The organism is Acidovorax sp. LjRoot129 (assembly GCF_964253765.1).
Classification (GTDB): Bacteria; Pseudomonadota; Gammaproteobacteria; order Burkholderiales; family Burkholderiaceae_C; genus Acidovorax.
In genome coordinates, this window is sequence record NZ_CAXUSE020000001.1 from 4,058,462 (window position 1) to 4,071,308 (window position 12,847).

The 12,847-nt window shown below is 67.7% G+C and carries 6 protein-coding genes; 4 read left to right on the plus strand and 2 right to left on the minus strand.

Annotated features, from left to right (window positions below; all coding sequences use genetic code 11):
- Genes glgX through glgA form a run of 4 tightly spaced genes read left to right on the plus strand, consistent with a single transcriptional unit; the run spans position 1 to position 10,533 of the window.
- Positions 1-2,235, plus strand: a complete 2,235-nt coding sequence (glgX, locus tag ACSQ3Q_RS18615; RefSeq protein WP_436135815.1) for a glycogen debranching protein GlgX — start codon at positions 1-3, stop codon at positions 2,233-2,235.
- Positions 2,232-4,076: a malto-oligosyltrehalose trehalohydrolase gene (treZ, locus tag ACSQ3Q_RS18620; protein ID WP_436135816.1), complete on the plus strand. Its 1,845-nt coding sequence runs from the start codon at positions 2,232-2,234 to the stop codon at positions 4,074-4,076. Before glgX ends, treZ begins: the two co-directional genes overlap by 4 nt.
- Positions 4,073-9,079, plus strand: coding sequence for a malto-oligosyltrehalose synthase (treY, locus tag ACSQ3Q_RS18625; protein WP_436135817.1), 5,007 nt, complete (start codon positions 4,073-4,075; stop codon positions 9,077-9,079). The genes treZ and treY overlap by 4 nt, the downstream gene beginning before the upstream one ends.
- On the plus strand, positions 9,076-10,533 hold the full coding sequence (gene glgA / locus ACSQ3Q_RS18630; RefSeq protein ID WP_436135818.1) for a glycogen synthase GlgA: 1,458 nt from the start codon (positions 9,076-9,078) through the stop codon (positions 10,531-10,533). Before treY ends, glgA begins: the two co-directional genes overlap by 4 nt.
- A gap of 162 nt (positions 10,534-10,695) precedes the next feature.
- On the opposite strand, the gene ACSQ3Q_RS18635 is transcribed toward glgA, so the two are convergent.
- Both ACSQ3Q_RS18635 and ACSQ3Q_RS18640 read right to left on the minus strand, forming a co-directional pair.
- Complete coding sequence (locus tag ACSQ3Q_RS18635; RefSeq protein WP_436135819.1) at positions 10,696-11,262, minus strand: hypothetical protein; 567 nt, start codon at positions 11,260-11,262, stop codon at positions 10,696-10,698.
- 109 nt (positions 11,263-11,371) lie between these two features.
- Entirely contained in the window at positions 11,372-12,832 is a 1,461-nt protein-coding gene (locus tag ACSQ3Q_RS18640) for an iron-containing redox enzyme family protein (RefSeq protein ID WP_436135820.1), read from the minus strand.
- Positions 12,833-12,847 lie beyond the last annotated feature (15 nt).

The window sequence follows — 12,847 nt, forward strand, 5'->3', positions numbered from 1 at the left end:
ATGACCCCAGATTCTGGCCACAGCGATGGCCCTGTAAAACGCGCTCGTGCCACCCGCCACCGAGTAGAAACTGGCAGCCCCTGGCCGCTGGGCGCCACCGCGGATCGCCACGGCGTGAACTTCGCGGTGTATTCGCGCATTGCCGACCGCGTAGAGGTGTGCCTGTTTGCGCCGGATGGGCGCGAGACCCAGCGCATCGCGCTGCCGGGGCTTACCGACGATGTGTGGCACGGCTTCATCCCCGGCCTGCGTGCGGGACAGCACTATGGGCTGCGGGTTCATGGCCCGTACGACCCGGGCCAGGGGTTGCGCTGCAACCCGGCCTTGCTGCTCATCGATCCCTATGCCCGTGCGCTGGATGGGCCGGTGCGCGGCGCCTCCGACCAGTTCGGCTATGTCCTTGGGCATCCGGACGAAGACCTGATTCCAGCATCGGCCGACAATGGGGCCACGGCACCCAAGGGCGTCGTGGTGCGTTCACGGTTCGACTGGGGCGACGACCGTCCACCCCGTGTGCCGGCGCGCGAGACCGTGTTCTATGAAGTGCATGTGAAGGGCTTCACCCAGTCGCTTGCCGCGGTGCCCGAAGCGCAGCGCGGCACCTATGCCGGCCTGGCCAGCCCGCCCGCCATTGCGCACCTTAAAAGCCTGGGTGTTACGAGTGTGGAGCTTCTCCCGGTGCAGGCGTTCATTGACGACCAGCGCCTGGTGGAGCTGGGGCTTGCCAACTACTGGGGCTACAACACCCTTGCTTTTTTTGCGCCCGAGCCCCGCTACGCCACGCAAGCCGCACAGGTGCACGATGGCGGTGTGGACGAGTTCAAGGCCATGGTCAAGGCGTTGCACGCCGAGGGGCTGGAGGTGATCCTTGACGTGGTCTACAACCACACCGCCGAGGGCAACCACCTGGGTCCCACACTCAGCCTCAAGGGGCTGGACCACGGCGCCTACTACCGCTTGTCGGAAGACGCGCGCTTTTGCGTGGACTTCACCGGCACGGGGAACACCGTGGATACCAGCAGCCCGCCGGCCCTGCGCCTGGTGCTCGACAGCCTGCGCTACTGGGTGCAAGAGATGCACGTGGATGGCTTTCGGTTTGACCTCGCAGCCGCGCTGGGGCGCGATGCCGCCGGCGAATACACCTGGCGTTCACCGTTTTTTGCGGCCATTGCGCAGGACCCGGTGCTGGCGCACGTCAAGCTGATTGCCGAGCCCTGGGATCTGGGACCCAACGGATACCAGCCAGGCGGGTTTCCGACCGGTTGGCTGGAATGGAACGGACGTTACCGCGACGCGGTGCGCGACTACTGGACCAATGCCGACAGCAGCTTGCCCGCCTTTGCGGCCAGCCTGTGCGGCTCGGCCGACATGCTGGAGCCGCGCCGGCGCCGCCCCACCGCCAGCGTGAACCTGGTGACGGTGCACGATGGCTTTACGCTGGCGGATTTGGTGAGCTACAACGAAAAGCACAACGAAGCCAACGGCGAGGACAGCCGCGACGGCGAAAGCCACAACCGCAGCTGGAACTGCGGCGCTGAAGGCGATACGGACGACCCGGAGATTCTGGCGCGGCGCCAGCGCCAGGTGCGCAACTTCCTGGCCACCCTTTTTCTCTCGCATGGCACACCGCTGCTGCTGGGCGGCGACGAGTTGGGGCGCACGCAGCAGGGCAACAACAACGGCTATTGCCAGGACAACGCCCTGTCGTGGTTCGATTGGGAACGTGCGGCACACCACGAAGAACTCCAGTCTTTCACCCGGGACTTGCTGGCCCTGCGCCGGGACCTACCGGTCGTGCGCCTGGCCGACTGGCCCCACCATGCCGCTGGCGCCCCCGCCAGGGTCACCGTGCAGTGGCACAGCGTGTGGGGGCTGGAGATGACTGCAGAGGAGTGGGATGACCCGGCGGTGCGCTGCGTGGCTGCGCTGATGGAAAGCACCCGGGCGGGCGAGGACTCGCTGATGATGATGTTCAACTCCTCCACCGAGGAAACGGTCTTTACGCTGCCCGCCGACGACACCCCGCGCTCCTGGACCCTGCGGCTGGACACCCGCCATGCCCAGGTCGTGGGCGCCGCCACCGACGCCCACACCACACCGCATGAAGCGGTGAACGCGGGGGAGCACTACACACTGCTTCCGCACTCCATGGTTGCGTTCACTGCGCCTTCACGCGCCGCCGACGCTGCGCATGGAACGCCCCCCGGCAAACCATCACCAGCCACCACCGCATGAACGCCAACGAAAACCTCCACGCCCTCGCACACGCCCACACCATGCCTTTTGGTGCACGCTGGCGCGAAGGCGGCGGGGTCGATTTCAGCCTGTGGGCCCCTGCGGCCGAGTCGGTCGCGCTGATGCGCCAGGACGGTAACGGCACTGAACTGCACCCCACCCCTGCACACCCCGCGCAAGGTGGCTGGTGGCACGTGCACGCGGCCGATGCCACGCCCTCCACGCGCTACCAGTGGCAGATCAACGGCGACCTCAAGGTGCCCGACCCCGCAGCGCGCCAGGCACCGGACGGGCCACATGGGCTGTGCGTGGTCACCGATCCAGGCGCCTACGCCTGGCACAAGCCCGGCTGGCGCGGCCGCCCCTGGCACGAGCTGGTGTTCTACGAGCTGCATGTGGGCACCTTCACGGCCGAAGGCACCTACGCAGCGGCAGAGGCAGAACTTCCCCGGCTCGCCGCACTGGGATTTACCGCCATCGAACTCATGCCACTGGCCACCTTTGCAGGCGACTGGGGTTGGGGGTATGACGGTGTGCTGCCGTTTGCACCGCACCCCGCGTACGGGACGCCCGATGAGCTCAAACACCTGGTGGACGCGGCGCATGCGCTGGGCCTGTGCGTGTTTCTCGACGTGGTCTACAACCATTTCGGGCCCGATGGCAACTATCTGCATGCGTACGCGCCTGCGTTTTTCTCACCGGTCAATGAAAGCCCCTGGGGCGCGGCCATCAACTTCGACAACGACGGCAGCGAGATGGTGCGTGCATTCTTCGTGCACAACGCGCTGTATTGGATCGAGGAATTCCACATGGACGGGCTGCGGCTCGACGCCGTGCACGCCATCGTCGACGAGAGCCAGCAGCACATACTTAAGGACCTCAGCACACAGGTCCGGGCCCTGGCGGACGCTACCGGGCGACACGTTCACCTGGTGCTGGAAAACGAAAAGAACCAGCCTCAGTGGCTGACCGCCCCCCAGGGCACGCCGGGCAGCTACGACGCGCAATGGAACGACGACTTCCACCACGCGCTGCATGTGGCGCTGACGCGGGAATCGCAGACCTACTACGCCAAGTTCGCACCCGACCCCATCGCCCTGCTTGCACGGGTCATGACGCAGGGTTTCGCTTTCCCCAACGGCCACCCGGCAACGCCTGCTGATGCGCAGGTTCCCTTGGCCGCCCTCGTCAACTTCCTTGGCAACCACGACCAGGTGGGCAACCGGGCCTTCGGCGAGCGGCTGTCGGCGCTGGTGCCCGAACCCGCAGCCGAGCTGGCCCTGCTCCTGGTGCTGCTGGCGCCCTCGGCGCCCATGGTCTTCATGGGCGACGAGTTTGGCGCAACGACCCCCTTCCTCTACTTCGCCAACTGGGAGGGGGAGTTGCGCGACGCGGTCCGCGCGGGGCGGCAGCGGGAATTCAGCCATGCCACCTCCGACGATCATCCCTTGCCTGACCCCTGCGCCGCAGAGACCCGGTCCGCGAGCCGCCTCGACTGGGTGCAGTGCGAACTCCCGGCCGGCCGCGAACGCAGCGCACTGGTACAGCGCGCCCTTGAAATCCGGCGCCAGTATTTCGAACCCCACGCGCTGCAGCTGCTCGCAGGCGCCCACACAGCCGAACGCATAGGCCAGCGCGGATTGCGCATTGGCTGGCGCTACGGCGGTGGCCGCCAGATATGGCTCGAAACCAACCTCGGCCCCGATACCTTGCAAGGCCCGCCCGCTGCACCAACGGGCAGGGTCATCTTTCAGCACCGCTGGGCGCCAGGGTTGCCTGGCCAGCAGCAAGGCTGGGCGCCCTGGTCGGCCCAATGGACCTTCACGGACGCTCCTGCATGAACGCACCCCACTTCACCACCCTCCCCGCGGGCGGGACGGACGCCGATCTGCTGCGCCAAGCCGAACGCGCGGGCATTGCGACCCAGTACACCGGCTTCTGGGGCGAAACAGTCAACGTGGGCTCCAGCGTGCTTCGGCGCGCGCTGCACGCCATGGGCACCTACGTGGATGCGCGCGCGCACCCTGACGTTGTAGTGGTCCCTCTGGGTGATGCGTGTCCCGTCGCGCTGCCCTCGCCCTCCGACTGGGAACTGCGCGCGCTGGATGCCCCAAAGGCCCCTCCCTGCGCCCAGGGCCACGGCGACGTGGCCGAGTTGCCCGCCACGCTGGCGGCAGGCTACTACGAGCTGCGCGCGGCCGGACAGGTGCGCAGTGTGCTGGTGGCGCCTGCGCAATGCTGGTTGCCCGAAGGTCTGCGCCAGGGCGCGCGCTGGTGGGGCGTCACCACACAGATGTACGCACTGCGTTCCGAGCGCAGCTGGGGCATTGGCGACTTCACCGATTTGGCCCAGTGCGCCGCCCTGTCGGCCGCGCAAGGGGCCGCCTTTGTGGGCGTGAGCCCGCTGCACGCGCTGCGCCCCGGCCAGCCAGAAGCCGCCAGCCCCTACAGCCCCAGCAGCCGCGTGGCGCTGAACGTGCTGCACATCGACGTGACCGCCGTGCCCGAGTACCTGCAGTGCGAGGCGACGCAGGCGCTGCGCGACGACCCCGGGTTTCGTGCCAGGTTGCAGGCTGCGCAGCAAAGCCCCACGGTCGACTATGCAGCGGTAGCAGCGCTGAAGGACGCGGCACTGACCCGCCTTTGGCAGACCTTTCAGCGCACCGCCCGGACGGGCGACGGCGCGCGTGGCGACGCATTCGACCAGTTCCGCAAGGACCATGCCGACACCCTGGGCCCGCACGCCCGCTTCGAGGCGATTCAGTGCACCCTGCAGTTGCAGGATCCCGCCGTGTGGGGCTGGCCCGCATGGCCCGAAGCTCTGCGCGACCCGCAGGGCGCGGCTGTCCAGGCCTTTGTGCGCGAGCATGCCGACGTGGTGGCTTACCGCTTCTGGCTGCAATGGATCGCGCACGAACAACTGGCGCAGGCCAGCGCAACGGCACGCTCGCTCATGCCCATTGGCCTGTACTGCGACCTGGCCGTCGGCGCGTCCGATGGCGGCACCGACACCTGGGCCGACCCATCGTTGTATGCCCGGGGCATGAATGTCGGCGCCCCACCCGACCCGCTCAGCACCCAGGGCCAGGACTGGGGCCTTCCGCCCGTGAACCCGGTGGCGCTGGCGGCAGCGCAGTTCGCCCCGTTCCGCCGCATGCTGTTTGCCGTGATGCAATCGGCTGGTGCGGTGCGCATGGACCACGCGATGGCCCTCATGCGCCTGTTCTGGACCAGCCCGGATGGCGGCACCTATGTCGCCTATCCGCTGCAGGCCATGCTGGCGGTGATCGCCATCGAAAGCCACCGCCACCAGTGCATGGTCATCGGCGAAGACCTGGGCAACGTGGCGCCCGAGATGCGCGAAGCGATGGCAGCGCACGCCATGCTGTCGTACCGGCCGCTCATCTTTGAACGCCTGGACGGTGGCGCTTTCCGCCCGCCGGTCCAGTGGCCTGCGCCTGCGCTCGCCGTGGTCAGCACGCACGACTTGCCGACACTGGCGGGTTTTTGGGCGGCCGACGACGTGGGCGTGCAACAGCGGCTGGGGTGGCTCGACGGTGATGCGCACCTGCGGGCGCTGCTCGCCCGCGCGCAAGACCGCACCCATCTCCTGGCTGCGCTGGATGCCGAGGGCCTGCTGCCCGAAGGCGTCACGCTGGATGCGCAATCCGCCCCCGAAATGAGCCCCGCGCTGGCCGCCGCCGTGCACCGCTTCCTGGCGCGCACGCCCTGCCAGCTGGTGGGCGTGCAGCTCGAAGACCTCATGGGCCAGCGTGAGCAGTCGAACGTGCCGGGTACTACGGACGACGTGCACGCCAACTGGCGCAGGCGCATGGGCGTCACGCTGGAGCAATTGGCCGCCGCGCCATTTTTTGGCGCCATTACCGCCGCAGTGCGCGCCGAGCGCCAATCGCCCCAGATGGCCGCGGGGCCACTGCCCGCATTGCAGACCGCCGACGTGCCGCGGGCCACGTACCGCGTGCAGCTGCACAAGGACTTCAATTTTGAGCAGGCGCGCGCGGCCGTGCCCTACCTGCACGCGCTGGGCATCAGCCACCTCTACACCTCGCCCTATCTCAAGGCTAGTGCCGGCAGCACCCACGGCTATGACATGGTGGACCCCTCGCAGGTCAACCCGGAGATCGGCACGCCCGAGCAACACGAGGCCCTGTGCGCCGCGCTCGACGCCCACGGCATGGGCCACCTGCTCGACACCGTTCCCAACCACATGGGGGTGGACGACGAAGGCAACCGCTGGTGGTACGACGTGCTCGAGCACGGGATGTCGTCGCCCCACGCCGCCACGTTCGATATCGAATGGAACCCCGCCAACCCGCAGACGGGTCAGCGGCTGTTGTTGCCGGTGCTGGGCAACCACTACGGCAAGGTGCTGGAAGACGGCGAACTGCAGGTGCGGTTTGATGCCGCCACCGGCCGGTTCCTGGTGGCGTATTGGGAGCGCGCCTTTCCGCTCGACCCCCAAAGCTACGCTGCGCTGCTGGCCACGGCCCCCTTGCCCGTGGCGGCCGCCGACGGCTCGGGCCTGGACGATCTTTCTGCCGTGCACTCGCTGCTCGACGCGTTGGCCCTGCTGCCGCCCCACACCACACAAGACCCCGCAGCCCAGGCGACCCGGTTGCGCGACGCCGCGCTGCACCAGCAGCGCCTGGCCGAGTTTGCGGGACGTCACGCCTGGGTGCGCGACTGGATCGACGCCAACCTGCGGCACGTGAACGGCACACAGGGTGTGCCCACGAGTTTTGACCTGCTTGACCAGCTGCTGCAGCGCCAGGCCTACCGGCTGGCGGATTGGAGGGTGGCCGGCGACGACATCAACTACCGGCGCTTCTTTGACATCAATGCCCTGGCGGCCGTGCGCATGGAGGACCCCGCTGTGTTCGACGCGGTGCACGCACAGACCTTCCGCTGGCTGGCTGAGGGCAAGGTCACCGGCCTGCGCATCGACCACCCCGACGGCCTCGCCAACCCCGCCCAGTACTTCACGCGGCTGCAGCAGCGCCATCACCAACTGCGCCAGGCGCAGGGGCAGCCACCGCGCTCGCTGTACATCGTGGTCGAAAAGATCATGGCCGAGCACGAGCCGCTGCCGGCCGACTGGCAAGTGCACGGCGGCACGGGCTACCGCTTCGCCACGCTGGCCAACGGCGTTTTTGTGGACGCCGACGCGCAGGAGCGATTTGACGCGGCGTACGTCGGCTTCACCGGGGATACACGACCCTTTGAAGAGGCCGCACGCGAATGCAAGCGCCTCATCATCGAGACCACGCTGTTCAGCGACCTGGCCTGGCTGGTCCACACGCTCAGCCAGATCACGCAGGCGGACCGGCGCGTGTGCGACTTCACGCGCAACCAGCTCAGGGTGGCGCTCACGGAAGTGGCCACGCAGTTCCCCGTGTACCGCACGTATGTGGTGCCTGGGGGCGCGCCGCCGAGCACGCTCGACGTGCAGCACATCGACCGGGCGATCGCGGCGGCGCGGCGGCGGCTGGGCACCTCCGAAGGGGGGCTGCTCGTATTCTTGCGCAGCGTGTTGATGGGCGAAGAAGGCGCGCAGCCCGAGCTGCGCGCGCGCTTCATCCGGCGCTGGCAGCAGTTCACTGCGCCCGTCATGGCCAAGGCGGTGGAAGACACCTTGTTCTACCGCTACGTGCGCCTCGTTTCCCTGAACGATGTGGGCGCCGAGCCGCGCCGGTTCGGCCTGCCGGTGGGCGCGTTCCACCACATCAACCAGCAGCGCTCACGCTACGACCCCCACGGGCTTCTGGCCACGTCAACCCACGACAGCAAGCGCTCGGAGGACGTTCGCTCCCGGCTCAACGTGCTGTCTGAACTGGTGCAAGAGTGGGAGAGCACCGCGCTTGCCATGCAGGCCGCCGGGGAGCCCTACCAGGACGTGGTGGACGAGGCCCCGGCGCCGAGCGCGCACGACCGCTGGGCGCTGTTCCAGGCGCTCGTGGGCATCTGGCCCGCCGAGGGCGCCGACCCCAGCGCCCTGCCCATGCTGCGCGAGCGCATCCAGCGCTACATGGTCAAGGCCATCCGCGAGGCCAAACTGCACAGCAACTGGCTCTTTCCCAACCAGGCCTACGAAGACGCGGTGGCGCGCTACATCGACAAGGCGCTGTCGTCGGGTGATTTCCGCCGGCCGCTGCAGGCCTGGGTGCAGCGCATCGCGCCCTACGGGTTTCGCAACAGCCTGTGCCAGGTGGCCATCAAGCTGCTGGCGCCGGGCGTGCCCGATATCTACCAGGGTTGCGAGGAGTGGAATTTTTCGCTCGTCGATCCGGACAACCGCCGGCCGGTGGATTTTGCTGCGTTGATGTCCACGCTGCAGCCGCTGCAGGCCCTGTACGCCGATGGCGCCCACCCACCTCCCGCGCGCTGGCGTGACCTGCTGGGTGACGGCCAGCCCATGCCTGCCGCCACCAAGCAGCTGGTGACCTGGCGGCTTCTGCAATTGCGCACGCAGTACGCCGCCTTGCTGCGCGATGCCATCTACGTGCCGCTGGCTGTGGAAGGGCCGGCCGCGTCGCATGTGCTGGCGTTTGCGCGCGTCCACGAAGGGCAGGCCATCGTGCTAGTGTGCAGCCGCCTGCTGGCCGTGTGGGCTGCGCAGCACGCGTCCGATTGGTCGACCACTGAGGTGGCCATGGCCAGCGCCCACCCGGCACTCGCCAAGCCCCAGCGCTGGGTCGAGCTGTTTACCGGCATGGCGCTGGACAACGCCCCGGCGTTGCCGCTGGCCGAGGTGCTGGGCGCCGTGGGGCCGGGTGGCGACCGCCTGCCGTTCGCCGTGCTGATCGCGCAAGATATGGCCCCATGAAGATTCTGTTCGTCACGCCCGAGTGCGCCCCCATGGTCAAGACCGGCGGGCTCGGCGATGTCAGCGCCGCCCTGCCGCGCGCCCTGGCGCAGCGCGGCTGCGATGTCGCCATACTGATGCCGGCCTACGGCGAAATGAGGGTTGAAGGCACGCTGGCCGCCACCCTCACGCTGCCCGCCGAAGGCCGCTGGCCGGCAGCGCAGTTGCTCCATGTGGTGCCTGCGGACGGGCCACCGCTGTTTTTGCTGTCGTGCCCGGCGCTTTATGGCAGCGCGGCCACGCCGTACTCCAACCCCGGCGATGCTGACGGCCATCTCCACGGCCACTCCCAGGCCCTGCGCTTTGGGCTGCTTGCCCAGGTGGCGGCGCGCATCGGCTCCCGCGACACCCCCTGCGGATGGCAGGCCGATGTGGTGCACGCCAACGACTGGCCCTGCGGCCTGGCCCCCCTGTACCTGCACCAGCGCCGCGAGGCGGGCGATGCCACTGCGGCCCGCAGCGTGATGACCATCCACAACCTGGCGTTCCAGGGCGTTTTCCCCATGGACGCGGCAGACATGCTGGGCATCCACCCCGTCCATCGGGGCATCGAGGGCGTGGAGTACTGGGGCCAGTTGTCCATGCTCAAGGCCGGCCTGCAGTTTGCTGACGCAATCACCACGGTCAGCCCGACCTACGCGCGCGAGATCCAGGAGCCCGAACTCGGCTTCGGCCTTGATGGCGTGCTGCGCGCCCGCGCGGACCGGCTCCACGGGTTGATCAACGGGATCGACACCGCCGTGTGGAATCCGCGCACCGATCCGTTGATCCACGCCGCCTATGGGCCCGACGATCTCGGCCCGAAGGCGGTGAACCGGGCCGCGCTGCGAAGGCACTGTGGGCTGGCGGACAGCGACGGTCCCCTGTTCGGCTTTGTTGGGCGGCTCACGTCGCAAAAGGGCCTGGACCTGGTGCTGCAGGGCAGCGCGCACCTGCTCTCGCAGGGCGGCCAACTGGTGGTGCTGGGCAAAGGCGACCCGGACCTGGAACAAGCGGTATGGGCCCTGGCCTTGGCACATCCGCGCCAGGTCTACGCGTCTGTGGCGTTCGATGAAACCCTGGCCCATCGCATCGAGGCCGGGGCCGACTGTTTTCTGATGCCCTCGCGCTTTGAACCCTGCGGCCTCAACCAGATGTACAGCCTGGCCTACGGCACACCGCCGCTGGTCACCCCCACAGGGGGCCTTGCGGACACGGTGACGGATGCGGACGCTGCCCGCGCCGAAGGCACCGGATTTGTGATGGATGCTGTGACACAGAGCGCGTACGAAGCTGCGCTCGACCGCGTGTTTTCCGCGTGGGAGGATCGGCCGGGATGGCAGAGGTTGCAACAGCGCGGCATGCTGCGGGACCACGGATGGGAAAGCGCAGCCAGACCCTACGTGTCGCTGTACCAGGCGCTCATCGAGGGGTGATGCCCGCATGCGTGGCGCTGGCACTGCCCGCGCCGGCCCGATAGCGACAAAGCCGCCAAATTCTGAACAAAACAAGGCCCTGGCGCTTGACAGCATTGACTTTATTGCTATCAAATACATAGCATTAACTCGTTATACCGGGCCGCGACGCCTCAATGACTCTCAGGGCTGCGCAGGATCCCCGGGGGGCGCCAGCGCCTCGGTGGCCACACGCAGTTCTGCAGGCGGCATCAGCACCAGGTGGTCATTGGAAATGATCGGCACAAAACCGAGCGGGCCACGCTTCTTGTGGAATGGGGTATCGAACTTCTCGGCGATCGCGGCAGTGGCCTTCTCGAAAAATGCCGTGCGGGCGTTGGCGTTGCCGTAGCTGATCTCTTGCTGGTTCCAGCGCACGCGCCACTGCCCGCGGGCGCGCTGTATGCCCACGCGCACATGCTCGTCCACACACTGGCCTTCGAATTTGAAGAACAGCGTGAGCCCGAAATAGACAAAACCGTCGTCGCCGACCTGCAGGCGGGGCGACAGCGTGGTACCTCCATCGCGCACCCGATCAAGGTGCTCGTCGAGCACATAAAACTCGATGTCGGTGGACTTTGCGCCCAGGTACTCGATCAGCTCGATCCGGAGCTTCTCCGCAAAGACCTTGCAGTCGTCCTTGTGCCGTTCAAAGTCCTGGCACCAGGCCCCGGCTTTCGCCTGCAGTTCTTCAAAACGTGTCGTGGGCATGGTGGGTCCTCCGCAACGAGGGCACGGTGTCAGCGGCCCGGTGCTCCGGCGGCCTTTCGGGCATCCACGCAGCACCGGGCGGCCGTGCCAAAAAGGGAGTCGGCCGCTCTCACACGGGCCGCCCTGCAAAGATGCGCGTGGCTTCCAGCCCCGTGGGCGTCCAGTGCAAGGCAGGCGACATGGCCTGCAGCAGCAGATCGCGCCGTGCAGCCCCGTCGAGCACGGGGTAGCGCTCGCGAAAGATCGACAGATCGGCGTCCAGGGCTTCTGCGCTGGGCGCGGGCTGGGCCCGCTGCGCCATGCGCAGGCGCTCGGCCACCCGAAAGCTGATGGGCCGGGCCCGCGGTGCTTCGTGCGCGGCAGTCGCCTCGAACGAGGCACCGTCGACACTGGCCGAGCCCCGGATCCAGTCGTGGATCACCTGCAACTCATAGGGGGAGAACACGCCGAACATTTCGGCCCGCTCGCCCTGCAGCAGGCGCCAAAAGCGGCTGTTTTCGGCCGGCTGGTTTTTCTGGATCCAGCCGGCGCGCTCCAGCGCATCCAGAAACTCCGGCACGTTTTGCGGGCTCGAGAGCCAGTCGTTCACGCTGCGCCCATTGACCTTGCAGAAGTCCGAATGCGCACCGTTTCCGGCCGGCGACTTGTGCGCAAAGATGCGCACCACTTCGCTGTCGATGTCGAACCCCTGGATCACATCCACCGTGCCCGTCCCCAGGTTGCCCAGCTTGGCCCCGGCGCGCACGCGGCGCCAGTAGTCACCGCCGTCGTCGATGCGCGGCGCGGCATCCAGCGCGGCCTGGCAGGCACGCCGGGCATGGCCGGTGTCGGCGTTGTCCACCGTGACATGCAGGGTGAAGTAATACGGGTCGATCCCCAGTTCATTGAGCTCGTAGGCGGTGATGAGCAGGTGCAGTGGCAACTGCTCATACCCCAGGTTGAAGCCCACGATCTCTGGCAAAAAATCTTGCGCGTTCCAGCCCAGCGCCAGCTGAATCAGCCCCTGCTCATACAGCCCATCGGGCAGGCCATCGACCGGGTCAAGGCCGTAGCGCGACAGCAGGCCGCGGTACAGCGTCACGTGGTTCTTGTCGGCGTCGCCACTGCCCAGCTCTTCGAGGTAGGTCACCACCAGATCCGACAGGCGCGGATTGTCGGCATGCGCACACAGGCCATACAACCAGGATCCGTCCACCAGCTTGGTGGGCGACACCTGGCGCAAAAAATACATCGCGTGGGCGCGGTTGCTGAAGTAGCGGCGCGGTGCGCCCTGCTTGCGCAACTGCAGATAGGCCTGGTACTGCGCGTGCACGCGCTGCATGTTGGTTTCCATCCAGCTCGTGAGGTCGGCAGGGTCCTCCGGCAGGTCGTCCACCAGGGTGGCGGTTTGCGCCACCGCGGCGCGCAGGAAATCCACCGCGGCATCGCGGTCTTCCTGCCCCGGAATCACATCGGCCAAGCGGCGGTACAGGGGCTCAAACCGCGCAGCGGGCTCAAATGCCGGGCGTGAGAAAACCGTGGAGAGTGCCGGGTCGGCGGGCTGGGGGCGTTCCTGCAGGATGGCGGACATGGAGTAGGCAAATTG

Coding starts and splice junctions, on each gene's coding strand:
- glgX (WP_436135815.1), top strand. CDS start 1: ATGACCCCAGATTCTGGCCACAGCGATGGCCCTGTAAAACGCGCTCGT.
- treZ (WP_436135816.1), top strand. CDS start 2,232: ATGAACGCCAACGAAAACCTCCACGCCCTCGCACACGCCCACACCATG.
- treY (WP_436135817.1), top strand. CDS start 4,073: ATGAACGCACCCCACTTCACCACCCTCCCCGCGGGCGGGACGGACGCC.
- glgA (WP_436135818.1), top strand. CDS start 9,076: ATGAAGATTCTGTTCGTCACGCCCGAGTGCGCCCCCATGGTCAAGACC.
- ACSQ3Q_RS18635 (WP_436135819.1), bottom strand. CDS start 11,262: ATGCCCACGACACGTTTTGAAGAACTGCAGGCGAAAGCCGGGGCCTGG.
- ACSQ3Q_RS18640 (WP_436135820.1), bottom strand. CDS start 12,832: ATGTCCGCCATCCTGCAGGAACGCCCCCAGCCCGCCGACCCGGCACTC.